Source organism: Pelomonas sp. Root1237 (assembly GCF_001425055.1).
Classification (GTDB): Bacteria; Pseudomonadota; Gammaproteobacteria; order Burkholderiales; family Burkholderiaceae_C; genus Pelomonas.
In genome coordinates, this window is the sequence record NZ_LMDK01000016.1 from 917,110 (window position 1) to 941,009 (window position 23,900).

A 23,900-nucleotide genomic window follows, 5' to 3' on the forward strand; every position below is an offset into this window, starting at 1 on the left:
CGGAATTCTGCCGCAGTGCCGCGCCACTTCAGAGTAGGACGATGTCGTAATGTTCCGTCTGGTTGGTCGGCTCGGCGGTCAGCGAGATGGGCTTGCCGATGAAGTCCGACAGGCCGGCCAGGTGGGCGCTCTCTTCGTCGAGCATCATCTCGACGACGTTGGCGGCGGCCACGACGCGGAACTCCCGGGGCGAGAACTGGCGTGCCTCACGCAGGATCTCGCGCAGGATGTCGTAGCAGACCGAACGCGCCGTCTTGACCTGGCCGCGGCCCTCGCAGGTCGGGCAGGGTTCGCAGAGCATGCGCGCCAGCGACTCGCGCGTGCGCTTTCGCGTCATCTCGACCAGGCCCAACTGCGTGAAGCCGCCGACGGTCACCTTGGTGCGGTCCCGGCCCAGCTGCTTGCGGAACTCGGCCAGCACCGCCGTCCTGTGCTCCTCACGCGTCATGTCGATGAAGTCGACAATGATGATGCCGCCCAGGTTGCGCAGCCTCAGCTGGCGGGCGATGGAGCCCGCCGCTTCGAGGTTGGTCTTGAAGATGGTGTCGTCGAAGTTCTTGGCACCGACGAAGCCGCCGGTGTTGACGTCGATGGTCGTCATCGCCTCGGTCTGGTCGAACACCAGCGAGCCGCCGGACTTCAGCTCCACCTTGCGCGCCAGCGCGCGGGCGATCTCGGCATCGACATTGCACAGGTCGAAGATGGGCCGTTCACCGCGGTAATGTTCCAGCTTGGCCGTGGCGGCCGGCATGAAGGTCTCGCCGAAGCCGCGCAACACGTCGTACTGCATCTTGGAGTCGATGCGGATGGAGCCCGTGCGTTCGCTCGTCAGGTCGCGCAGCACGCGCTCGACGAGGCTCAAGTCCTGGTGCAACAGGCTGGCCGGCGGCGTTGTCAGCGCACCCGCGCGGATCTGCTGCCAGGTCTTGCGCAGATAGGCGATGTCGGCACCGAGCTCCTCGTCGCTGGCGTCCTCTGCGTTCGTGCGCAGGATGAAGCCGCCGCCACCGCCCTGCTCCTTTGTCCCCACCAGTGCGACCATGCGCGCGCGCAAGGCCTCGCGCGCCTCGGGCGAGCCGATCTTCTGGCTGACGCCGATGTGCTCGTCCTGCGGCAGATAGACCAGCATGCGGCCGGCGATGCTGATCTGGCTGGACAGCCGTGCGCCCTTGGTGCCGATGGGGTCCTTGATGACCTGCACCGTCAGCGGTTGGCCTTCGAAGATGAGGCGCTCGATGGGCGTGGGAGGCACCTCGACGCCATGGCCGTTCTGGTGCCGGCCATGTCCGAACTGCGAGGCACTGTGCAGGTCGGCAACGTGCAGAAAGGCGGCGCGCTCCAGGCCGATGTCGATGAAGGCGCTCTGCATGCCCGGCAGCACGCGCACCACCTTGCCGAGGTAGACGTTGCCCACCAGGCCCCGCTCCAACGTGCGCTCGATGTGCAGCTCCTGCACCGCGCCGTTCTCGACCACGGCCACCCGCGTCTCCTGCGGTGACCAGTTGATCAGGATGTCTTCCATCTCTTGCCTTTGAATGCTGATGCGTGCCGCCGGTGGAGGCGGCACGCATCAAAACTCAGGTCAGAACTCAAAGCCGAATTTGTCCAACAGCTGCGCCGTCTCAAAGAGGGGCAACCCCATGATGCCCGAGTAGCTACCGGCAATCTTCACGATCCAGGCGGCTGCCTGGCTCTGGATGGCATAGGCGCCAGCTTTGCCGAACGGCTCGCGGCTGGCGACGTAGCGGTCGATCTGCGCGGCCGACAGCGGCGCGAATTCCACGTGAGAGACATTCAGCGCCGCCACACGACGCGCCGCGTCGGCCACGGCGACGGCCGTGATGACTCGGTGCGTGCGGCCTGACATCAGCGCCAGCATGCGCGCCGCATCGACGTCGTCCGCGGGCTTGCCGAGGATGAGTCCGTCGATGGCCACCGTGGTGTCCGCGCACAGGATGGGCGCCGGTAGCAGGCCGCGCGCGGTGAGGCGCACCAGCGCCGCATCGAGCTTGGCGGCCGTGACGCGGGCGCAATAAGTCTCGGGCACCTCGTCGGGTTGGACCGCCTCCAGCGCTTCCGCATCTTCGTCGGCACCGGGCAGCAGCAACTCATGCCTGACGCCGAGCTGCTCCAGCAACTGGCGGCGGCGCGGGCTTTGCGAGGCGAGGTAGATGAAGTTTGGAATCATTCGCGGTGATACGGGTGGCCGGTCGTCACGGTCCAGGCGCGGTACAGGCCTTCGGCCAGTAGCACGCGGGCGAAGGCATGGGGCAAGGTGAGGTCCGACAGCCGCAAGGTCTCGTCGGCCGTGGCCTTGAGATCGGGATGCAGGCCGTCGGGCCCGCCGATGATGAGGGCGGCATCGCGGCCCTCACCCATCCACAGCTTCAGCCGCTCAGCCAACTGCACTGAGGTGCGGCGCTCGCCACGCTCGTCCAGGATGATGCGGCGCACGCCCTTGGGCAAAGCTGCCTCGATGCGTGCGGCCTCGGCCGCCATCAACTGCTCCGCCGTCTTGCTGCCGCGCGTCTCGGCCTTGACAGCCTTCAACTCCAGCTTGAGCTCGGGCGGAAAGCGCTTGGCGAAGTCCTCGTAGGCGGTGTCGGCCCAGGCCGGCTGGCGCTGGCCCACGGCGACGAGGAAAAGGCGCATCAGCCCTTTTTCGGCGCCGCGCGGCCGGCAGGCTTGGCAGGCGCGCGAGGTGCTGCCTTGGCGGCTGGCTTGGCCGCAGGCGCGACCCGCTTGGCCGTAGCCGCCTTGCCGACGCCCTGGCCAGCGCCGACCTTCACGGTCTTGACGGGGGCCGCCGTCTTCACGCCCACGCTGCGGGTCACGCCCTTCTTGGGCGCCTGGGTGCCCGCCGCGGCCTTCTTGGCAACCGCCTTCTTGGCGGCCGCCGACGGCACCGCCTTGTTGGCGCCCGCCTTGGCTGCGGGTTTCGCGGCGGGTTTGGGCGCTGCCCTGGTCGTGATGGGCTTGGACGCCGTGGCCTTGCGCGCCGTCTTGACCGGTGCGGCAGCGGGCTCCTCGGAGGCCTTGACCAGCCTGGTCTCGGTGCTACCGAGCTTGAGCTTGACGGGCTTGTCGCCCCAGATCTCTTCGAGGTGGTAGTAGTCGCGGATGGCGGGCTGCATCACGTGGACGACGGCGGCGCCGCAGTCGACGATGATCCATTCGCCGTTGTCCTCGCCCTCGGTGCGCATGACCTGCATGCCGCGCCCCTTGACCGTTTCACGCACGCTGGACGCGAGGGCCTTGGTCTGCCGGTTGCTCGTGCCCGAGGCGATGATGACGCGCTCGAACAGCGGCGACAGATGCTCGGTGTTGAACACAACGATGTTCTGGGCCTTGACGTCTTCGAGACCATCGACGATGGCTCGTTGCAGCTTGCGAATGTCCATTCAGTGCTTCTTCTCGTAGAGGCGGTGCGAGGCAATATAGCTCGCCACCTCGGCGCCCACCATGGGGCTGATGTCCTCGCCGCGCGCGACGGCGTCGCGCACGGCGGTGGACGAAAGGGGAATTTCGGGCAGGGCCAGCACCTGCAGGCGGTGTGCCGGCAGGCCCGGAGGGGTCACGACGGCCTCGCCAGCACGCGGCACGACGACCAGCGTCGCCAGCGTGGTGATGGTTTCAACTTGGTACCAGCTCGGCAGGCGGGCGTACTGGTCCTGGCCGATCAGGAACATCAACTCCGTGCCAGCGTTCTGGCTGGCGAACTCACGCAGGGTATCGGCCGTGAAGCTGGGGCCGCGGCGATGCAGTTCGCGCTCATCGAGCACGAAGCGCGGCTCTCCGGCGATGAGGCGCTTGATCATGCCTGCGCGGTGCACGGCGGCGGCCATGATCTGGTCGGGCTTCTGCCACTGCCGGCCGGCGGGCAGCCAGACCATGCGGTCCGGCGCCAGCGCGTCCAGCGCAAAGCGGGCGAAGGCCAGGTGGCCGAGATGGGGCGGGTCAAAACTGCCGCCGAAGATTGCCAGTTTCACAGCCACAGTGCGGTGGGTGTTTCGCCGGCCCAATCGCGTGGGCGCAGGAAGTCGCTGTACAGCTTCGCCTCGGGCGTGCCCGGCTCGGGCGCCCAGTCGTAGCGCCACTTCACTTGTGGGGGCATGGACATGAGGATGGATTCGGTGCGGCCGCCCGACTGTAGGCCGAACAGGGTGCCGCGGTCCCAGACGAGATTGAACTCGACATAGCGACCACGGCGATAGGCCTGGAAGTCGCGCTCACGTTCGCCATAGGCATACCCCTGGCGGCGCTCGACGATGGGCAGATAGGCAGCCAGGAAGGCATCGCCGACGGAACGCATCAGCGCAAAGCCCGTGTCGAAGCCACCTTCGGCGAAATCGTCGAAGAAGATGCCGCCGATGCCGCGCGGCTCCTGGCGGTGCTTCAGGAAGAAGTAGTCGTCGCACCAGGCCTTGAACTTCGGGTAGAGCTCGGTGCCATGCGGTTGCAGCGCGTCGCGGCAGACGCGATGGAAATGCTGCGCGTCGCGCTCGTAGCCGTAGTAGGGTGTCAGGTCCATGCCGCCGCCGAACCAGGTCACGGCAGGCAGCCCAGGCGGCAAGGCGATGAAGGCACGCACATTCATGTGCACCGTCGGCACGAAGGGGTTGTGCGGGTGCAGCACCAGCGACACGCCCAAGGCCTCGAAGGGCGCTCCGGCGAGTTCGGGGCGATGCTGCGTCGCTGACGGCGGCAGCACGCGGCCCTTCACATGCGAGAAGTTGACGCCACCGCGCTCGAAGACCGGGCCGCCCTCGATGAGCCGCGACAGGCCGTCGCCTTCGAGCCGGCCACCGGGCTCGCGTGTCCAGCCGTCGGACGCGAAGGCATTGCCGTCGACCCCTTCCAGCGCCGTGACGATGCGCTGTTGCAACTCGAGCAGATAGTCGCGGACGGCTTGGGTGTTCATGTGCGCGGGCCGGTGTTCGATGAGCGAGGCTGAATCGGACTGGCCAGTTCGGGGCGCTTGCCGACGCGCGTGCCGAAATAGGCGGCAAAGAGCGCGAAGTCGGCCTGCACATCGCCGGTCAGCATGACGAAGCGCGTCACCGAGACGACGCGCTGCTCGAAATCGAAATAGCACAGCCCCACCGGCACGCCGGCCTGCACGGCCACCTGGTAAGCGCCGGTGCGCCAACCGCTCTTCAGCGAACGCGTGCCTTCGGGTGCGGCGGCCAGCCAGAAGCGCTCGCCACGCGCCGCGGCGGCCTGCATCTGGCGCACCGTGTCAGCGACGATGCCATGCGAGCTGCTGCGATCCACGCCGACACCGCCGATCCAGCGCATCCAGTGGCTGAGCAAGGGCGTCTTGAACAGGCTGTCCTTGCCCCAGAAGCGCAGCTGGATGCCGACGGCCCACTTGGCCAGCAGGCCGATGACGAAGTCCCAGTTGGAGGTGTGCGGATAGACCAGGATGACGCCCTGCTCCGCTGGCACGCCGGGTGCATCCACCGTCCAGCCGAACAGGCCCAGCAGCCAGCGCGCCAGGGCGCTGGACGGGCCATGCGGGCGCAGGGGCCCGGTCAGGACAATGGGTGCTGCGTTCAACGCTTGATGGCCCGATGGCCGATGTCGCTGCGGTACTGGCGGCCCGCGAACTGGATGCCCGTGGCCAGCTCATAGGCACTCTGCGCGGCGGTGCGCACGGATTCACCCAGGGCCGTCACGCAAAGCACGCGGCCACCGCTGGTGACGAGCTGGCCATCGACCATCGCCGTGCCGGCGTGAAAGACCATGGCCTCGTCGTCATCTTCCGGCAGGCCGCTGATGGCGTCGCCCTTGCGCGGGTTGAGCGGGTAGCCCTCGGCCGCCAGCACGACGCCGAGCGCCACGCGACGGTCCCACTGCAGCTCGACCTCGTCCAACGTGCCATCGGTCGCGTGCATCATCAGCTCGAAGAGATCGCTCTTGAGCCGCATCATGATGGGCTGGGTCTCGGGGTCGCCCATGCGCGTGTTGAACTCGACCGTGCGCGGCTGGCCGTGCTCGTCGATCATCAGGCCGGCGTACAGGAAGCCAGTGAACGGATGGCCGTCACGCGCCATGCCGGTGATGGTCGGCTGGATGATCTCGTGCATGACCTTGGCATGCACATTCGGCGTCACGACCGGCGCAGGCGAGTAGGCGCCCATGCCGCCGGTGTTGGGGCCGGCGTCGCCGTCCAGCAGGCGCTTGTGGTCCTGGCTGGTGGCCAGCGACACGACATGCTTGCCATCACAGACGACGATGAAGCTGGCCTCCTCGCCTTCGAGGAAGTCCTCGATGACGACGCGCGCACCGCCGGCGTTGTGCGTCACGCCCAGCTTGTTGTCCTCCAGGATCCACGAGATCGCCTCGTGGGCCTCGGCCAGCGTCATCGCGACGACGACGCCCTTGCCTGCTGCCAGGCCGTCGGCCTTGATGACGATGGGCGCGCCGCGGCCGTCTACATAGGCGTGAGCGGCCGCGGCGTCCGAGAAGGTTTCGTAGGCTGCCGTCGGAATGCCATGGCGCTTCATGAAGTCCTTGGCGAAGGCCTTGGAGCTCTCGAGCTGGGCCGCGGCCTTGGTGGGCCCGAAGATGCGCAGGCCCCGCGAGCGGAACTCGTCGACGACGCCAGCGGCCAGCGCGACCTCGGGGCCGACGACGGTCAGCGTCATCTTCTGTTCGACGGCGAAGTCGGCCAGCGCCTTCACGTCGGTCATGCCGATGGGCACGGTCTCGATCTGCTCGTCACGCGCCGTGCCGCCGTTGCCGGGGGCGACGTACACCTGGCTGACGCGTTCGCCCTGGGCGAGCTTCCAGGCCAGCGCGTGCTCGCGGCCACCATTGCCAATGACTAGGACTCGCATCAGTTCAATTCTGCGTTGTGATAGACCGCTTGCGTGTCGTCGAGGTCTTCGATGACGTCAAGCAGCTTTTGCATGCGTTCGGCGTCTTCGCCGGTCAACTCGATCGTGTTCTCGGCCCGCATCGTCACTTCGGACAGCTCGGGTACCAGGCCGGCGGCTTCCAGCGCGGCCTTGACGGCTTCGTAGTCGGCTGGCGAGGTCAACACCTCGATGGCGCCGTCGTCGCCGGTGACGACATCTTCGGCGCCGGCGTCCAGCGCCACTTCCATGACCTTGTCTTCCGACGTGCCCGGCGCGAACAGCAGCTGGCCGCAATGCTTGAACTGGAAGGCCACCGAGCCGTCCGTGCCCATGTTGCCGCCGTATTTGCTGAAGGCATGCCGCACCTCGGCCACGGTGCGAACGCGGTTGTCCGTCATCGTGTCGATCATGATGGCCGCGCCGCCGATGCCATAGCCTTCATAGCGGATTTCTTCGTAGGTCAGGCCATCGATGTTGCCGCTGGCCTTGTCGATGTTGTACTTGATGCGGTCGGCCGGCATGTTGGCGGCCTTGGCCTTGTCCACCGCCAGACGCAGGCGCGGGTTGTCCTTGATGTCGGGGCCGCCCTGGCGCGCGGCAACGCTGATCTCACGAATGATGCGGGTCCAGATCTTGCCGCGCTTCTCGTCCTGACGGCCTTTGCGATGCTGGATGTTGGCCCATTTGGAATGTCCGGCCATGTGGCTCTAGCTCCTTTGGCAGCACGGCGCAGATGCCATGCAACCCTCGATTCTACGAGGCCGCCTCCTGTCCCCGACCCCACCGCCTGCTCGCGGGCGTCCATCTTCCCGCGGCCTCGCCAGCGCCAACGCGCCCGGAATTTCATCATGCATTCGCAGCCCGGACTGGCCTAACTGCGGGGGTGTGCGGCATGCGGAGCTCCCGGCCCGCTGGGACCTTCCCCCTAGAAATCTCCCCCTAAGGGCGTCCCCCTAAGAGCTGCAGTCTTCCTCACGTTGAAGGGTGAGGGGTGGGTGAAGCCCTGCAGGCCGGCGCCTAGCTTTGAGTCGTCCCTGCCCGCCAGGGTCCGCTCTCAGGAGATTTTCATGACCCGTTTGTCCGCTCATTTCCGATGGACTGGCTGCTTAGGTGCAGCGCTGCTGTCCACATCCGTCCAGGCCGCCCCGGTCTGCTATCACAACTACGGCGCCATCGACGCGATGAAGCCGAACAAGCTCTTCCTCTACTACCCGACGGCCAACGACGCCACGTTTCCCGCCTACGCGACCAACGTCTCGCCCGCACGCACCTTCGCCATCGGCTCGCTGCCGGGCGCGCCTGCCGGCACCACCACCCAGCTGCGCGACCGCATCTTCGACGTGGTGTCCACCGACTACTGCGAGTTCAACGTCCAGGTGCTGCCACCCACGACGACCAACCCGGACGCGCTGGGCGCGCCGCCGGCGCGGCGCAACATGGTCGCCATCGGCGCTGACACCGACCCCTCACTGTTCGGCATCGCCGAGGCGGTGGACACCGGCGACGCCGACGTCATCGACCACGCCCGCGTCTTCGGCGGCTCCTATGGCGTGTTCTGCAGCGCCGAGCTTTCCGGCGCCAACAACACGCTGGACCGCTGGGCCCTGGGCATCGGCGGCACGGCCGCGCACGAGGCCGGGCACAACTACGGCCTCTCGCACAGCGCGGTGGTGCACACCGGCGAGGACGCCTTCATCCACCACATCATGCCCGCCGGGCCTTCCATGCCCTGTACGAATCGCGTCGGCGAACGCCGCCACTTCAGCGATCAGGACTTCGGCATCCTGGCCAACAACGTCGGCCTGACGCTGCAATCTCTGGCCAACTGGGACTTCGTCAACCCCAATTCCGCCACCGCGTCGCGGCTGCGCATGGAGGTGCTCAGCCTCAGCACCACGCTCACGCCGGTGTCCACCTATACCGGCTCGCTGAGCCCCTGGAACCCGCCCAGCGTGGTGGCGTCCGGCACGCGGACCTTCAAGGGCACCAGCTACCACCGCTACTTCGTAACCTGGCAGTCCGCCAAGGGCTGGGCCAGCCCCAACCAGCCCGGCAGCATCGCCGGCCAGGTGCGCGGCGCCGAGCAGTTCCACGTCGGCACGCATTTCGCGGAAGAGAACATCCTCAACACCACGACCCAGGTGGTCATCGCCGACGCGACCCTGCTGGATGCCGGCGGGTCGGCGCTGCCCCTGCACCCACGCGTGCCCACTTTCGACACCGGCACCCTGTCGGCGGACGGCAACTTCATTCTGGGCCTGGCCAACCTCGCAGCGGCCAATCTGGTGCTGCGCAACTGGCGGGGCTTCGTGCTGCCGCGGCCCGCACACATCGACAGCATGTTGTTCGACCCCACGGGTGGCGTGAAGCTGTTCGACAACCAGCAGGAGCCGATCACGCCATGGCGCCAGCTGCAGTTGCCGACGGCCATGGAACTGCCCGCCGGCTCGACCGACAAGCCCGGCGAAGCCCGCTTCGTGCTCGGCAACCTGCTCAAGGACGGGCACAACGTGCGCATCAAGTTCCGTGGCCAGGTCACGGACGCGACGGCCGGCGCACAGGAAGTCAACCCCGACGTGAAGGGCGCGCTGGCGACGGACCCCTTCCCCGGCGCCTCGGTCTTCCTCGAAGGCGACCTGGTTGAGCCCAATGCGCTGCAGTGGGACGCCGACAAGAAGACCTTCGTCACCAAGGACCTGGTCACCCACGTGTTCCTGCAGGTGGCCGGCAAGCGTGCCAAGCCGGTGGACGGCATCCTGATCGGCCTGCTGCGCGGCAAGGTGGTCTGCGCCAACCTGAACACCCGCCAGTCGGTCAGCGTTCAAGCCAATACCGATGGCAGCTTCGACTGCGAAAAGGCCGGTCTCGTCTCCCTGCACGGGGAGCGGGTGCAGGTCTCGCAGGTAGGCCTGGTCAACACGCAGTTGCCGGCCGTGCAGGTCGGCGGCATGGACATCGCCAAGGTCACCTGCACCAACCTGCGCTCGCGCCAGTCCGTGTCGTTCAAGCCCGAAGTCAGCACCAATGCGCTCGACTGCGTGAAGGCCGGCCTCGGCGTCGAGCAGCAGAGCACGCTGCAGATCACGCAAATCGGCACCGTGCGCTGAAGGCGCCGACCACCCTTTCCTACCCTGTTGTCTGGAGACCCTGATGAAGCAACTCAAATTCACATTGGCCGCACTGAGCCTGGTGGCATCGACGGCGATGGCCGCGGGCGTCACCAATGGCGACTTCACCGGCGGCCTGACGGGCTGGGCCAAGGCCGGCAACGTCGCCGTGGACACAACCAGCCAGTTCGGCGCCCCACCTGCCGGCTTCACCGCCCAGGCCGTGCTCGGCACAGCCGACACCTCCGGCTTCCTGTTCGGTGGCAGCGCGGTGGCCGCAGCCTCGCTGGAATCCTTCGCCGGGCTCGGGGCCGCCTCGCTCAGCGGCATGGGTGCCGTCGTCGGCTCCGGGCTGAGCGCGGACTTCACGGCCGCCGCCGGCGAGCGGCTGATCTTCCAGTGGAAGTTCATGAGCAACGACCCACCGGGCACCCCGGCCGACGACACGGCCTACGTCGTGCTCGACAAGACGACCGTCATCAAGCTGACCAGCGTCAACAGCGCCACCTTCCTGGGCGGCTCGGCATCGCCGCTGTTCGACGAGACGGCCTACCTGACCTTCACCAGCGCGCCGCTGACCGCCGGGGCACACAACGTCAGCCTGGGCGTGTTCGACGGCTTCGACGCGCTCGGCGCCTCGGCGCTGGCCGTCGCCGACGTGCACCTGGCGCCGGTGCCCGAGCCGGCGTCAGGCCTGCTCCTGCTGCTGGGCGGCTCGGTGCTGCTGGGCCTGGCCAAGCGCCGCGCCAGCTGAGCGCCAGCGGGCACGTCACAGCCTCCGGACAGCGGCTGCGGTGAGTCGAAGTGGTCAAAGCGGACCGCTAGACTCGCCGCAGCCTACCTGCCCCTGATCCGGAGACCCCCATGCCCGCCGACCCCATCCTGCTGGCCCGCCATGAGCAGACCGAGTGCCTGCTGCTGCCCGCGCTGGCCAACCGCCACGGCCTCATCACCGGCGCCACCGGCACCGGCAAGACCATCAGCCTGCAGAAACTCGCCGAGAGCTTTTCCAAACTGGGCGTGCCGGTCTTCATGGCCGACGTGAAGGGTGACCTGACCGGCATCAGCCAGGCCGGCAACCCGAGCGAGAAGCTGCTCGGCGTGCTCAAGGAGCGCGGCCTGGAGGCGCCCGAGAAGCTCGCCTGCCCCACCACGCTGTGGGACGTCTTCGGCGAGCAGGGCCACCCGGTGCGCGCCACCGTGTCCGACATGGGCCCGCTGCTCTTGAGCCGCATGCTGGCGCTCAACGAGACGCAGGCCGGCGTGCTGCAGATGGTGTTCAAGATCGCCGACGACAACGGCCTGCTGCTGCTGGACCTGAAGGACCTGCGCGCCATGCTGCAGCATGTGGGTGACAACGCGAGTCAGTTCACGACGCAGTACGGCAATGTCTCGGCCGCCAGCGTCGGCGCGATCCAGCGCGGCCTGCTGCAGATCGAGGCCCAGGGCGGCGACAAGTTCTTCGGCGAACCGATGTTGAACATCGCCGACTTCATGCAGACGGAATCGGGGTTGGGCGTCATCAATGTGCTGGCCGCCGACAAGCTGATGAACGCGCCGCGGCTGTACGCGACCTTCCTGCTGTGGATGCTCAGCGAGCTGTTCGAGACGCTGCCCGAGGTCGGCGACCTGGAGAGACCCAAGCTGGTGTTCTTCTTCGACGAGGCCCACCTGCTGTTCAAGGATGCGCCCGACGCCCTGGTCGAGCGCATCGAGCTGGTCGTGCGCCTGGTGCGCTCCAAGGGCGTGGGCGTGTACTTCGTGACGCAGAACCCGCTGGACATTCCCGACGCGGTGCTGGGCCAGCTCGGCAACCGCGTGCAGCACGCCCTGCGCGCCTTCACGCCGCGTGACCAGAAAGCGGTCAAGAGCGCCGCTGACACCATGCGTGCCAAGCCGGGGCTGGACATTGCCACCGCCATCATGGAGCTGGCCGTCGGCGAGGCCCTGGTCAGCCTGCTCGACGAGAAGGGCCGGCCGAGCATCACCGAGCGCGTCTTCGTGCTGCCGCCCGGCAGCCAGATCGGCCCGATCACGCCGGCCCAGCGCCAGCAGCTCATCGCCAGCTCGCTGGTCGCCGGCGTCTACGAGAAGCATCTGGACCGCGAATCCGCCTACGAGAAGCTCGCCGGCAAGCCCGCAGCGGCGCCCTCGGGCGGCCAGGTTCCCCAAGGCGGTACCGCCGCGCCAGCCCCTGCCGATGCCGGCGGCGGCATGCTGGGCGGGCTCAAAGACGTGCTCTTCGGCACCACCGGCCCGCGCGGCGCCCATCACGCCGGCCTGGCCGAGACCGCAGCCAAGTCGGCCGTGCGCAGCATCGGCTCGGCCGTCGGCCGCGAGATCATCCGCGGCGTGCTGGGCAGCATCCTGGGCGGAAGCGGCAGCCGCCGGCGCTGAACGCCGTGCGCCTCGCGCCGCGTCGGCCCCGCTCGTCGCAGACCACTTGCACCAGTGCGCAGGCCACATGATGCTGGCCGCATGACCTCCACCGACCGCAACCACGACTGGACGACGCATGTGGGCGGCACCGCCCTCATCTGCGTCGTCGTCGGCCTGCTGAACTTTCTGCTGCAGGGCGGCAGCTTCGGCATTGCGATGCTGTATTCCTTCACCGTCGGCGCGCAGATCTCGCTCTACATCTCCCTGCTGATGGCCGGCGTGGCCCTGCTGCTGCGCCGCCGGGGCGGCGACTCGCCCCAACTGCGCCACGGCTGGGTCGGCTGGGGCTGGGTGGCCCCCTGCGTGCTGCTGGGCGCGCTGGCCGGCTACGCGGGCGGGCTGTGGCTGGGCGACCTCCTCAGCGGCCGGCACGCCAGCCGGCCCTGGGACATGCCCGGCGGCCGCGCGGCAGTGTCGGTGAGCTTCGTGCTGCTGGTGTCGGTGCTGGGCACCTTTTTCTTCTTCTCGCTGTTCAGGCTGAACGCGTTGCGGCTGGAGCAGGCCCAGGCCCAGCGCCAGGCGGCCGAGGCGCGGCTGACGCTGCTGCAGAGCCAGCTCGAACCCCACATGCTATTCAACACGCTGGCCCATCTGCGCGTGCTGATCAAGCTGCGGCCCGACGAAGCCCAGCGCATGCTGGACCAGCTCATCGCCTATCTGCGCGCCACGCTGCAAGCCAGCCGCGCCACCGAGCACCCACTGAGCGAGGAGTTCGAGCGCCTGTCGGACTACCTCGCGTTGATGCAGCTGCGCATGGGCGAACGGCTGCGCGTGAAGCTGGTTCTGCCGGCCGAACTGGGGGGCCTTCCCATCCCGCCGCTGCTGCTGCAGCCGCTGGTGGAGAACGCCATCAAGCATGGGCTGGAGCCGCATGTGGAGGGCGGCGAGCTGCGCGTGACGGCGGCGCGCGATGACAAGCGCCTCATCCTTGAAGTGGCCGACAGCGGCGCCGGTCTGGCCACGCCCGGCGAGTTGACTGGCGTCGGGACGGGATTCGGCCTCGCGCAGGTGAAGGAGCGCCTCGCGCAGCGCTATGGCGATACCGCCAGCTTCGCGCTGACACCTCAAACCGGCGGCGGCAGCGTCGCCCGCATCGAGATTCCGACATGACCACCGCCCTGATCGCCGAAGACGAGCCCCTGCTCGCCGAGAACCTGCGCGCCGAACTGGCCGCCGCGTGGCCAGCGCTGGACATCGTCGCCCAGGCCGGCAGCGGTACGGTCGCCGTCGAGCTGGCGCTGCAGCACCGCCCCCAGGTCTGCTTCCTCGACATCCGCATGCCTGGCATGACGGGGCTGGAAGCCGCCCAGGCCATCAGCGAGGACTGGCCCGACGACGCTGGCGCTCTGCCCCTGTTCGTCTTCGTGACGGCCTATGACCAGTACGCGCTGCAGGCCTTCGAGACCGCCGCGGCCGACTATCTGCTCAAGCCCGTCACGCCCGAGCGCCTGGCCCAGTGCGTGGCGCGGCTGCAGGCCCGCCTGGCCGAGCCCGAGCAAGTGGCACAAGGCGACGCGACGCTGGCCTCGCTGCGCCAGTTGCTGACCCAGGTGAGGGCGCCAGCACCGAGGTTGCGTCATCTGCAGGCGGCCGTCGGCGATGCCATCGAGCTGGTGCCGCTGGACGACATCGTCTACCTGGAAGCCGCCGACAAATACGTGCGCGCCGTGACCGCCGAGCGCGACTACTGGGTGCGCGTGTCGCTGCGCGAACTGCTGCCGCAGCTGGACGCCGAGCGCTTCTGGCAGGTGCACCGCTCCACCGTCGTCAACATCGACGCCGTGGCGCGCGCCCTGCGCCAGGAAAACGGCACGGTGCTGCTGGAACTGCGCCTGCGCCCCGAAAAGCTGACTGTCAGCCGCGTGCACGCAAATCGTTTCAAAGCCCTGTAGCCGCGCGATAGCGGGACCGGGATGAAAACCGTATAAACGGTTTCCATCTTTATGAGCCACGCCCGCAAACCCGCCCCTCCCGAACGCGCCAAGCTCGTGCGCGACGGTTTCACCATGCCCGAAGCCGACTACGCGCTGCTGAAGGAACTCAAGCTGCGCCTGCACGACGTGAAGCGTGAAGCCAAGAAGAGCGAGCTGCTGCGCGCGGGCTTGCAGGCCCTGGCCCAGCTCGACGCCAAGGCGCTGGCCGCCGCGCTGGACCGGCTGGCGCCGGTCAAGACCGGACGGCCACCGAAGGCGGGCTGAGGAGAACACCATGCTCGACGCAACCTACTGGTGGCACCTGCTCTGCGCCATCGCCGGCCTCAATCTGATCGCCTGGACGGCCTCGACCGCCTGGCTGCACCGCAACCGCCCCGACGGCACCACCTGGCCCCACCAGCGCCTGCAGTTGCTGCTGTCGGCGCTTTACGTGCTGGGCTGCGGCTACCGCTCCTTGCTGCCGGTCTTTGACGTGCCGCGCCTCGTCATGGTGGATTCCTGGGCGTCCAGCGTGCTGGTCGGCCGCACCGTCGCCACCATCGCCGAGCTGAGCTTTGCCGCCCAATGGGCACTGCTGCTGCGCGGCGCGGCGCTGGCGACCGGGCACCGCTTCAGCCTCCGGGTAGCGGGCGCCGTGCTGCCGCTGATCGCCATCGCCGAGGTCAATTCCTGGTATGCCGTGCTGACGACGCGCAATATCGGCCATGTCGTCGAAGAGACCCTGTGGGGCACGGTCGCCCTGCTCAGCGTGCTGGCGCTGCTGTCCATGTGGCCGCACGCCACGCGAGCGGCGCGGCGCTGGCTGGGCCTGGCCATCGTCGCAGGTGCGATCTACGCGGCCTATATGTTCGCGGTGGATGTGCCCATGTACTGGGCACGCTGGCTGGCCGACGAAGCCGCCGGCCGGGCCTACCCCAGCCTCGTGGCGGGTGTGGCCGATGCCAGCAGCCGCTGGACGGTCTCGCACGACTGGGCGCATTGGCGCAGCGAAGTCGTCTGGATGACGCTGTACTTCAGCGTGGCCGTCTGGATCAGCATTGGGCTGGCCCATGTGCGGCTGCCGCTGCGGGTACAGCAGCCACGTCCTTAGAATCGGCGCACTGCGGGCCTGGAACACGGCCCGCTTCCATTTCCAGAGCCGACGATGAGCAACCCCGCTGCACCCGCTGCACCTGCGACGAACTTCCTGCGCCAGCGCATCGAGAACGACCTCGAGACCGGCGCGTTCGCCGGCCGCCACTTCGCCGGCACGCCGGGCGACGCCGCCCACCACAATGCCGGCCCGCTGGACGAGGCGCGCATCCGCACCCGCTTCCCGCCCGAGCCCAATGGCTATCTGCACATCGGCCACGCCAAGGCCATCTGCCTGAACTTCGGCCTGGCGCGCGACTACGGCGGCGCCTGCCATCTGCGCTTCGACGACACCAACCCCGAGAAGGAGGAGCTGGAGTACGTCAACGCCATCAAGGAGATGGTGCAGTGGCTGGGCTGGTCCTGGGGCGACAACCTGTTCGAGGCCAGCAGCTATTTCGACTTCATGTACGCCGCCGCCGAGGCGCTGGTCAACGCCGGCCATGCCTATGTGGACGAGCAGAGCGCCGAGGACATGCGCGCCAACCGCGGCGACTTCGGCCGCCCCGGCGTCAACAGCCCCTTCCGCGATCGCACGCCGGCTGAGAACCTGGCCCGCCTGCGCGAAATGCGCGACGGCCAGCACGCCGACGGCGCCATGGTGCTGCGCGCCAAGATCGACATGGCATCGCCCAACATCAATCTGCGCGACCCGACGCTCTACCGCATCAAGCATGCGGAGCACCACGCGACCGGCAACAAGTGGTGCATCTACCCGATGTACACCTTCGCCCACCCCATCGAGGACGCGCTGGAGCGCATCACCCACAGCATCTGCACGCTGGAGTTCGAAGACCAGCGCCCCTTCTACGACTGGCTGCTGGAGCACCTGGCCGACCTCGGCATGCTGGCCCGCCCGCTGCCGCAGCAGATCGAGTTCGGCCGCCTGAACCTGAACTACGTCGTCACCAGCAAGCGCAAGCTGCGCCAGCTGGTGGAAGAAGAGCACGTCAGCGGCTGGGACGACCCGCGCATGCCGACACTGGTGGGCCTGCGCCGCCGCGGCTTCACGCCGGCCAGCGTGCGTGCCATGGTCGAGGCCACGGGCGCCAGCAAGCAGAACGCCTGGATCGACGACACCGTGCTCGACCAGGCCCTGCGCGCCGACCTCGAGCCGCAGGCGCCGCGCGCCTTTGCCGTGCTGCAGCCGCTCAAGCTCAAGCTGACGAACTACGCCGAAGTCTTCGGTTCCAACGATCACCGCGAGCCCTGCGAGACCGCCGCCCACCCGCACAAGCCTGAGCTGGGTCAGCGCAAGTTCTCGCTCGGCCCCGAACTGTGGATCGAGGCCGAGGACTTTGTCGAAGTGCCGCCCAAGGGCTATTTCCGTCTGTTCCCCGGCAACAAGGTGCGCCTGAAGGCCGGCTACATCATCGAATGCACCGGCGCCGAGAAGGACGCCGCGGGCAACATCACCGCGGCGCTGGCGGCGGTCATTCCCGACACCAAGAGCGGCACGCCGGGCGCGGATGCCGTCAAGGTCAAGGGCACGATTGGCTGGGTTGGGGCACACGAGGCCGTCGCGGCTGAAGTGCGTCTGTACGAGCGCCTGTTTGCAGAGCCCCAGCCCGATGCTGGTGGCCGCGACTTCATCGAGTTCCTGAACCCCAACTCCCTGCGCGTCGTGCAGGCTTTCGTCGAACCTTCACTGGCCGGTGCCGCCGCCGACCAACGCTGGCAGTTCGAGCGCCACGGCTATTTCGTCACGGATCGCGTCGACCACAGCGCGACCAAGCCGGTGTTCAACAAGATTACCGGCTTGAAGGACAGCTTCTCCAAATAGCCCTCAGTCGCGCGCGCCCCCGCAACGCAGCACGATGGGCACGGCGTATTCGCGGCCGACGACGGCGCGGGCGAACAGATAGTTCTGCCGCGCCCGGTCGCTCAGGGAATCCAGCCGCACGCCACCCTGCGCATCACAGGGAAAGGCCAGTCCGCGGCCGGCCTGGAACAGGGATTCGAAACGCAACTCGTAGTTGTCGCTCATCAGGGGCATGGGGCGTGAGTTCATGGGGCACCTCGTCTTGCTTGCAGACTAGGCGCCGCATGGGGCCCTTGCGCGTGAAAAGGTCGCAGCTGAACTTGCTGCCCCCCGCACTTGACTGCCCGGGCGCCAAGATGTCACGCCCGTAGCATGTCCTAACGCAGCGCCCCGCGCAGCACGTCGATCTGGAAGGGCCGGTCGTTCATCTCGATGAGGGCCGGGCTGGGCACGTTCAGCGTCATCAACCGGCGCTGAGGCAGGTTGAGCAGCGCCAGCGAGGGCTGCAGGTGCTGGCGCAGCAGAGCCTGCAGCGAGCCGTCAGCAAAGGCCTGGCGCAGGCCGCGCGCAATGCGCTCGATGGCTTGCTGGTTGCCGGGATGGGTATAGATGTATTGCGGCAGGTCGTAGGACAGCAGCAGGCTGTCGTCCAGCGCCAGACCCTTGAGGCCGGTGTGGGCCTGCACTTCCTGGCCGACCTCGAGCACGCTGCGGCAGAACAGGTCGGCCCGGCCGATGGCCACCATCTGGAACAGCGCCTCGTAGCCGTTGGCCTCGGCGACCGTGAAGCCGTTGGCGCGCAGGATGTCCGCATCGGCCCAGCCGCGGCCCTGCACGTGGCGCAGCCGCGCCACCGCGCTCAAGGTATCGGCCTCGCGCACGACGGCGCGTTGGGGCGTGTGCACGAAGCAGACGCGGTAGCGATTCACGCCCAGATGAATGGGAAAGAGCACCGGCACCAGGCCCGCGGCCCGGCCGGCTTCCGGCCCGGTGACGACGAGGAAGTTCGGTGCGGCCTGCTGGGCGGCTTCCAGCAGCGCGCGCCGCTTGTTCATGGGCGCTGACAGCTGCAGGCGGTAAGCGCCGTCGGTCGCGCGCGTCTTGTCCAGCGCCAACTGCACCGCATCGCGGATGTAGGCGTTGCGCAGGTCGGCCTCGCTGTCAGGCGCACGCAGCGTCAGCGTCAGTTCCTGCGCATGGGCCACTCCGGCTGCCACCGCGAGCAGCGCTGGCAGGCCCTTCAACAGGCGGCGTCTGAGCAGGTCGAGGATGCTGGACACGGGCCGAATGTAGCTCTGCCAGCCAGGCCCGGGAATGGTGACCACCCCTGAACGGGCACGTTATGGCGCAACTGGAGATCGTGACTTCCTCCACGCATTTCCACCCTCAGCGCCGCGCCCTTGCAATTGCTCACAATCCGCCCGCAACGGCCTCCCTAGCATCGCGTTCGGCTCTCTTTCGGGGGCCCTCGAACCCCATGCCGGCCGCCACAACCAATCCGCCCCAACAACCTGCCCAGCCGCGGCTGCTGAGTGGCGCGGGCGGCCGCTCGGGCACCACCACGGCGACCGAGGCGACGTCCTTCGCCGCCACGATTCCCTTCAACCGGCCCCAACCGGCAACCGCGCGTGCGGCGGCGGCACCCGCGCCTGCCAGCGGCGCGCTGCCACGCTGGGCCAAGGGCGTTGTCATCGGCGGCGTGCTGCTGGCCGTGGCCATGCCGGCCTCGGTGCTGATGTCGCGCTCCATGCTCGTGCAGGAAGCACTGACCGAGCAGAGCAGCTCCAAGGCGGCGATGGTCTGCACCGGCGGTGAAGGGAAAGCTGTCGACGACTCCAGCCTGCTGGGCTGGCTGTTCGGTGGCTCCTATTTCAGCTGCGGCGACTGGGAGACGCGCGAGGCCCGCGTGCAGCGCGATCGTGATCGCGATCAAGCCAACTACATGGCCCGCGAACGGGCCAAGCAGGGGCTGAATTAGAGGGCCTGTTAGCGCCACGGCAATGGGCCGCGTTGTGGCCAGAAAGGCCGCAGGCACGACAGCAGACCGTAAGCTGGGCTCATGCCCAGCGAGGATCTGCAACACAGCATGCGGTCTTTCTGGCCGCAACCCTTCGGGAAGGCCCGCCGCAAGGGGCCACTCGTTGTTGCAGCCCTGGCCCGCACGCGAGTGCGGGCAGCGCGCTGCGTCTAGATTGGCCCCTTGCGGCGGGCCTTCGCGACCCATTGCCGTGGCGCTAACAGGCCCTATTCCAGGTCGGCCATCCGGCGGACCTTGACCTTGCGACCCTTGAGCTTGCCCAGCGACAGCCGGCGCACCGCCTCCTTGGCAATGCCGCGCTCCACGGCCACATAGCTGTGGAAGTCGGTCACGTTGATCTTGCCGATCTGCGTGCCGGCAAAGCCGGCCTCGCCGGTCAGCGCGCCGAGGATGTCGCCGGGGCGGATCTTTTCCTTGCGGCCGCCGAGGATCTGCAGCGTGTCCATGGCCGGCAGCAGCGGGCCGCCGGGGGCGTCCTTCAGGGCATCCAGCGGCTCCCACTTGAATTCCTGGCCTTGCAGCTGCTCGATGCGGCCGATGCGGCCCATCTCGTCCAGGCTGGCCAGGCTCAGCGCCAGGCCTTCCGCGCCCGCCCGGCCGGTGCGGCCGATGCGGTGCACGTGCTGTTCGACGTCGGCGCTGATGTCGACATTGATGACGCAGGCCAGGTTGGCGATGTCCAGACCGCGCGCGGCCACGTCGGTGGCCACCAGCACCGAGGCGCTGCGGTTGGCGAACTGGATCAGCACCTGGTCGCGATCGCGCTGCTCCAGGTCGCCATGCAGGGCCAGCGCGATGAAGCCCTGGGCGGCGAGCACGGCTTCAAGGTCGCGGCACTGCTGCTTGGTGTTGCAGAAGGCGATCGTCGATTCGGGCCGGAAGGCGCGCAGCAGGCGCGGCACGGCGTCCAGGCGCTCGCCCTCCCCCACCTCGAAGGCGATCTGGCGGATGGTCGACGCCGCGGCACTCGTTGAACCCGCGACCTTGACCGTCTGCGGCTCGCGCATGAACTTGGCGGCGATCTCGGTCACGCCTTCGGGGAAGGTGGCCGAGAACAGCAGCGTCTGCCGGTTGGCGGGCGCTCGCTTGGCAATCGCCTTGATGTCGTCCAGGAAGCCCATGTCCAGCATGCGGTCGGCCTCGTCCAGCACCAGCGTGTTCAGCGCCGACAGGTCCAGCGTGTCGCGCTCCAGGTGGTCGATGAGGCGCCCCGGCGTGCCGACGACGATGTGGGCGCCGAAGGACAGGCTCTCGATCTGCGGCTTCATGGGGTTGCCGCCGCACAGGCTCAGCACCTTGATGTTGTCGGCCGCGCGGGCCAGGCGGCGGATCTCCTGCGTGACCTGGTCGGCCAGCTCGCGCGTGGGGCAGAGCACCAGGGCCTGCACGCGCGGCAGGTCGGCCTTCAGCCGATGCAGCAGCGCGATGGCGAAGGCGGCGGTCTTGCCCGAGCCGGTCTGCGCCTCGCCAATGACATCCTTGCCGGCCAGGGCCAGCGGCAGGCTGCCCGCCTGGATGGGCGTCATCTGCGCATAGCCGAGCTGGCCGAGGTTGGCCAGCATGGCGGGGCTGAGAGGCAGGCGGTCGAAAGCGGTATCGGTCATACCGCGATTGTCGTTGGGGCTCAACCGCCGGCTCGCTTGACCGTCCAGCCCTCGGGCCGCGCCTTCAGCCAGACCATCACCTTGTCCAGATGGTCGCCCTGGATCTCGATGACGCCGTCCTTGACCGTGCCGCCGCTGCCGCACAGGGCCTTGAGCTGCTTGGCCAGCGCGGTCAGGGCCGCGTCGTCCAGCGGCAGGCCCTTGATGACGGTCACGCCCTTGCCCTTGCGCCCCGCCGTCTCGCGGCTGACGCGCACGATGCCGTCGCCCGCCGGGCGGAGCTTGGCCTTGCAGACGCATTGAGCGATGGGTTGCCCGCAACCGGGGCAGACCCGGCCGACGTCGGTCGAGTAGACGAGGCTCATGGCGCTGGCTTCAGATGCCGCTCGAAAAAGGCATCCATCGTGCGGTAGAGATGCAGCCGCGCTGCGCGGCCGGCGATGCCGTGGGCCTTGCCGGGGTAGATCTGCAGGTCGAAGGTCTTGCCGGCGGTCTGCAGGGCCTCGACCAGGCGCAGCGTGTGCTCGAACAGCACGTTGTCGTCGGCCGTGCCGTGCACCAGCAGCAGCGGTTTGCTCAGCAGCGCTGCGCGAGCGGGCAGATTGGCGCTGGCGTACGTCGCCGCTTTGCCGCCCTCCGGCATGCCGAGATAGCGCTCGGTGTAGGCCGTGTCGTAGAGCGTCCAGTCAGTCACCGGCGCAACGGCGACGGCAGCCGCGAACGGCGTGTCGGCATCCAGCATCGCCCGCGCGCCAAGGAAGCCACCGTAGCTCCAGCCGAAGAAGCCTATGCGCGTCGGGTCCACGCTGTTCACTCGGCTGGGCAGTTGGCGCACGGCCGCAAACAGGTCGGCCACTTCGTGCTGGCCAAAGGACCGGTAGTGGGCACGCGTGAAGGCGCGGTCACGGTGCTCCATGCCGCGCACGTCGAGCATCAGCACGCCATAGCCGCGCTGCTGCCAGTAGGCGATCAATGGCATGTCGCGGCCCCAGCCCCAGTTGACCGTCGCGGAGCCCGGGCCGCCATAGGCCAGCACGATGGCGGGATGCTTGCCCTGGCCGGGACGGCTGGCGGGCGCGAAGAAGAAGGCATTCAACGGCGTGCTGCCGTCGGCCGCCGTCAGGTCCAGTGCCAGCGGGACGTTGGCGAAGGCCTCCAGCGCCGGGTCGGGCGCATCACCGGCCAGGGCGATGGCACTGTCGCGGCCCAGGCTGCGCAGTTCCAGCCGCGGTGGCTGGCCCCAGGCCGAGCGGGTGACGAGCAGGCGGGCGCAGGCTCTGTCGGCCTTGGCATCGCGCCACTGGCGTTCAGCCATGCCTGACAAGGCTTGGGCCTTGCCCCCGGCCAGCGGCTGCAGGTAAAGCTCCCTGGTCCTGCCGCGGTCGCCGGCGGCGGCGAAGACGACACCTCGCTCACCCACGCACACCGCATGCGCCACCGCTTCGGCCTGCTGCGTCAGCGGGGTGCGCTGTCCGGTCGCGCGGTTGACCAGCAGCAACTGGCGACGGCCCGTTGCCTCGCTGGACCAGAGCAGGCCGCGCGGCGTCTCGATGAGATCGTCATGGACTTCGACCCAGGCCGCATCGGTCTCGACGGTGATGTCGCGTGGCGCGGCATTGGGTTTGAACTCGGTCAGCGTCAATCGCGTCTGGTCGCGGTTGAACCATTGCAGCCAAGGCGTGCCGTCGGCAAACCAGCCGGCGCGAGAGATGTACTCGGCGCCGGTCGGCAGCTGCAGCGCATGCGCCTCTGCGGTGGCAACGCCGATGACAAAGGCGGAGACCTGGGCATTCGCTTCACCGGCAGCCGGATAGCGTTGCTCCGTCATCTCGGTGCGGTCCGCAAAGATCTGCGCCCGCGTCTTCAAGCCCACGCGCTGTTCGTCGACGCGCAGCGCCAGCAGCTGACGCCCATCGGGGCTCCACCAGAAGCCGCGATGCCGGCCCAGTTCCTCCCCGGCAATGAACTCGGCCAGGCCCCAGGTCACACGGGGATTCATGCGCGCACCGAACAGCGGGCGTGGCTGTGCGCCGGCCTGCAGGGGCAGCACCATCAGCTCGCCGCCCTGCACATAGGCCAGGGTCTTGCCGTCGGGGGCGCAGCGCGGGTCCTGCTTGGGCGCCTCGGGCGTGTTCGTCAGGCGCTGGGCCTCAGGGCCCCCGGCGCTCAACTTGACCAGATAGAGGTCACCCGACAGTGGAAAGAGCAACGCGCTGTCGCCGCTGCCGCACCACTGGTAGCCGGTGATGCCGCGCTGGTTGATGCGCTGGCGCTCCAGCGCCATCTTCTCGGCCTCGCTGAGCTTCTGGGCCGCGCCGCCGAGCAGGTCGGCCGCGCTGACCAGCTTGCGCGGCTCGCCGCCGCTGCTCGGCTGGGCCCAGAGCTCCAGCACCTCGCTGTCCGCCGCCGACGGGCGCAGGAAGCTGACCCATTGCCCGCCGGGCGAGATCTCGGCCTGGCGCGGCAGGCGGCCGGCGAGCGGCGGGTCAGCGGTGAGGCGTTCGAGGGTCAGGGTCTGGGCCGAGGCCGCGCTTGTGACGCAGAGGGCGGCCAGCAGGGTCATGAGGATCTTCATCACGACATGCTAGCCGCGCCTCGGTCCAGGGCTCAGGCAGGCACGGCCGCGGTCGCCAGCTCGAAGCCCTCGTCCAGCCAGCCGGTGATGCCGCCGGCCATGATCTTCACCGGCCGGCCCAACCGCGCCAGGCGCAGCGCGCCGCGGGCTGCGCCGTTGCAGTGCGGGCCGGCGCAGTAGGTCACGAAGAGGGTGTCCTTGGACCAGGCAGCCAGCTTGCTCTCGACAAGCTTGCCGTGCGGAAAGTGGATGGCGCCTGGCACATGACCGCGGGCGAACAGCTCGGCGGAGCGCACGTCCAGCAGTACGAAATCGGCGCCTTGGGCCAGCGCATCGTGCACGTCCCAGCAGTCGGCCTCGAAGGTGAACTCAGCGGCGAAGTGGGCCTCGGCCAGATGGGCGGGCGCGGCGGGAATGGCGGTGACTTGGCTGGGCATTTCGGCTCCT

At 68.4% G+C, this 23,900-nt stretch carries 24 protein-coding genes; 9 read left to right on the plus strand and 15 right to left on the minus strand.

Features of this window, described 5'->3' with window-relative positions; genetic code table 11:
* Positions 1 to 28: 28 nt before the first annotated feature.
* From rng to ASC91_RS17005, 9 genes are read right to left on the minus strand one after another with little or no spacing between them, the layout of a single operon-like run.
* On the minus strand, positions 29 to 1,522 hold the full coding sequence (rng, locus tag ASC91_RS16965; protein WP_056198977.1) for a ribonuclease G: 1,494 nt from the start codon (positions 1,520 to 1,522) through the stop codon (positions 29 to 31).
* 60 nt (positions 1,523 to 1,582) lie between these two features.
* Positions 1,583 to 2,188 (minus strand): nucleoside triphosphate pyrophosphatase, encoded by a 606-nt coding sequence (locus ASC91_RS16970; RefSeq protein ID WP_056198979.1) that lies wholly within the window; start codon positions 2,186 to 2,188, stop codon positions 1,583 to 1,585.
* Positions 2,185 to 2,652 (minus strand): 23S rRNA (pseudouridine(1915)-N(3))-methyltransferase RlmH, encoded by a 468-nt coding sequence (gene rlmH / locus ASC91_RS16975; RefSeq protein WP_056198982.1) that lies wholly within the window; start codon positions 2,650 to 2,652, stop codon positions 2,185 to 2,187. Before rlmH ends, ASC91_RS16970 begins: the two co-directional genes overlap by 4 nt.
* On the minus strand, positions 2,652 to 3,401 hold the full coding sequence (gene rsfS / locus ASC91_RS16980) for a ribosome silencing factor (protein ID WP_056198984.1): 750 nt from the start codon (positions 3,399 to 3,401) through the stop codon (positions 2,652 to 2,654). The genes rlmH and rsfS overlap by 1 nt, the downstream gene beginning before the upstream one ends.
* Positions 3,402 to 3,989, minus strand: a complete 588-nt coding sequence (nadD, locus tag ASC91_RS16985) for a nicotinate-nucleotide adenylyltransferase (protein ID WP_056198987.1) — start codon at positions 3,987 to 3,989, stop codon at positions 3,402 to 3,404.
* Positions 3,986 to 4,921: an oxygen-dependent coproporphyrinogen oxidase gene (gene hemF, locus ASC91_RS16990; protein ID WP_056198991.1), complete on the minus strand. Its 936-nt coding sequence runs from the start codon at positions 4,919 to 4,921 to the stop codon at positions 3,986 to 3,988. Before hemF ends, nadD begins: the two co-directional genes overlap by 4 nt.
* A complete protein-coding gene (locus tag ASC91_RS16995) occupies positions 4,918 to 5,559 on the minus strand; it encodes a 1-acyl-sn-glycerol-3-phosphate acyltransferase (protein WP_056198994.1) in 642 nt (213 codons plus the stop codon). The genes hemF and ASC91_RS16995 overlap by 4 nt, the downstream gene beginning before the upstream one ends.
* The gene (purD, locus tag ASC91_RS17000; protein ID WP_056198997.1) at positions 5,556 to 6,842 is read right to left on the minus strand and encodes a phosphoribosylamine--glycine ligase; all 1,287 of its coding nucleotides are present in this window, start codon (positions 6,840 to 6,842) and stop codon (positions 5,556 to 5,558) included. Before purD ends, ASC91_RS16995 begins: the two co-directional genes overlap by 4 nt.
* Positions 6,842 to 7,564, minus strand: a complete 723-nt coding sequence (locus tag ASC91_RS17005; protein ID WP_056198998.1) for a YebC/PmpR family DNA-binding transcriptional regulator — start codon at positions 7,562 to 7,564, stop codon at positions 6,842 to 6,844. The genes purD and ASC91_RS17005 overlap by 1 nt, the downstream gene beginning before the upstream one ends.
* Before the next feature lie 366 nt (positions 7,565 to 7,930).
* Between ASC91_RS17005 and ASC91_RS17010 the strand changes: the two genes are divergently transcribed.
* The 8 genes from ASC91_RS17010 (at position 7,931) to ASC91_RS17045 (ending at position 17,257) form a co-directional block, all read left to right on the plus strand.
* Positions 7,931 to 9,970, plus strand: a complete 2,040-nt coding sequence (locus ASC91_RS17010) for a hypothetical protein (protein WP_157281714.1) — start codon at positions 7,931 to 7,933, stop codon at positions 9,968 to 9,970.
* A gap of 43 nt (positions 9,971 to 10,013) precedes the next feature.
* Positions 10,014 to 10,724 carry a PEP-CTERM sorting domain-containing protein gene (locus ASC91_RS17015; protein WP_056199003.1) on the plus strand — a complete coding sequence of 237 codons (711 nt, stop codon included), beginning with the start codon at positions 10,014 to 10,016 and terminating at the stop codon, positions 10,722 to 10,724.
* Positions 10,725 to 10,834: 110 nt separating this feature from the next.
* Entirely contained in the window at positions 10,835 to 12,367 is a 1,533-nt protein-coding gene (locus tag ASC91_RS17020; protein ID WP_056199006.1) for a helicase HerA-like domain-containing protein, read from the plus strand.
* Positions 12,368 to 12,448: 81 nt separating this feature from the next.
* Positions 12,449 to 13,519 (plus strand): sensor histidine kinase, encoded by a 1,071-nt coding sequence (locus tag ASC91_RS17025; RefSeq protein WP_056199009.1) that lies wholly within the window; start codon positions 12,449 to 12,451, stop codon positions 13,517 to 13,519.
* Entirely contained in the window at positions 13,516 to 14,301 is a 786-nt protein-coding gene (locus ASC91_RS17030) for a LytTR family DNA-binding domain-containing protein (protein ID WP_056199011.1), read from the plus strand. The genes ASC91_RS17025 and ASC91_RS17030 overlap by 4 nt, the downstream gene beginning before the upstream one ends.
* Before the next feature lie 51 nt (positions 14,302 to 14,352).
* On the plus strand, positions 14,353 to 14,607 hold the full coding sequence (locus ASC91_RS17035; RefSeq protein WP_056199013.1) for a hypothetical protein: 255 nt from the start codon (positions 14,353 to 14,355) through the stop codon (positions 14,605 to 14,607).
* 10 nt (positions 14,608 to 14,617) lie between these two features.
* A complete protein-coding gene (locus tag ASC91_RS17040) occupies positions 14,618 to 15,433 on the plus strand; it encodes a hypothetical protein (RefSeq protein WP_056199016.1) in 816 nt (271 codons plus the stop codon).
* Positions 15,434 to 15,487: 54 nt separating this feature from the next.
* On the plus strand, positions 15,488 to 17,257 hold the full coding sequence (locus ASC91_RS17045) for a glutamine--tRNA ligase/YqeY domain fusion protein (protein ID WP_056199018.1): 1,770 nt from the start codon (positions 15,488 to 15,490) through the stop codon (positions 17,255 to 17,257).
* Positions 17,258 to 17,260: 3 nt separating this feature from the next.
* On the opposite strand, the gene ASC91_RS17050 is transcribed toward ASC91_RS17045, so the two are convergent.
* Both ASC91_RS17050 and ASC91_RS17055 read right to left on the minus strand, forming a co-directional pair.
* Positions 17,261 to 17,485, minus strand: coding sequence for a hypothetical protein (locus tag ASC91_RS17050; protein WP_056199021.1), 225 nt, complete (start codon positions 17,483 to 17,485; stop codon positions 17,261 to 17,263).
* A 128-nt stretch (positions 17,486 to 17,613) separates the two neighbouring features.
* A complete protein-coding gene (locus ASC91_RS17055) occupies positions 17,614 to 18,516 on the minus strand; it encodes a hypothetical protein (RefSeq protein WP_056199024.1) in 903 nt (300 codons plus the stop codon).
* A 197-nt stretch (positions 18,517 to 18,713) separates the two neighbouring features.
* Here ASC91_RS17055 and ASC91_RS17060 point away from each other — a divergent pair, with 197 nt between their 5' ends.
* Complete coding sequence (locus ASC91_RS17060) at positions 18,714 to 19,214, plus strand: hypothetical protein (RefSeq protein ID WP_056199027.1); 501 nt, start codon at positions 18,714 to 18,716, stop codon at positions 19,212 to 19,214.
* Between the two features lie 266 nt (positions 19,215 to 19,480).
* Here the strand turns inward: ASC91_RS17060 and dbpA are convergent, their stop codons facing one another.
* Genes dbpA through ASC91_RS17080 form a run of 4 tightly spaced genes read right to left on the minus strand, consistent with a single transcriptional unit; the run spans position 19,481 to position 23,890 of the window.
* The gene (gene dbpA / locus ASC91_RS17065; protein ID WP_056199030.1) at positions 19,481 to 20,878 is read right to left on the minus strand and encodes an ATP-dependent RNA helicase DbpA; all 1,398 of its coding nucleotides are present in this window, start codon (positions 20,876 to 20,878) and stop codon (positions 19,481 to 19,483) included.
* A gap of 20 nt (positions 20,879 to 20,898) precedes the next feature.
* Entirely contained in the window at positions 20,899 to 21,243 is a 345-nt protein-coding gene (locus ASC91_RS17070; RefSeq protein ID WP_056199031.1) for a translation initiation factor Sui1, read from the minus strand.
* Positions 21,240 to 23,453 carry an alpha/beta fold hydrolase gene (locus ASC91_RS17075; protein WP_056199034.1) on the minus strand — a complete coding sequence of 738 codons (2,214 nt, stop codon included), beginning with the start codon at positions 23,451 to 23,453 and terminating at the stop codon, positions 21,240 to 21,242. Before ASC91_RS17075 ends, ASC91_RS17070 begins: the two co-directional genes overlap by 4 nt.
* A gap of 32 nt (positions 23,454 to 23,485) precedes the next feature.
* On the minus strand, positions 23,486 to 23,890 hold the full coding sequence (locus ASC91_RS17080; protein WP_056199037.1) for a rhodanese-like domain-containing protein: 405 nt from the start codon (positions 23,888 to 23,890) through the stop codon (positions 23,486 to 23,488).
* Positions 23,891 to 23,900: the final 10 nt, after the last annotated feature.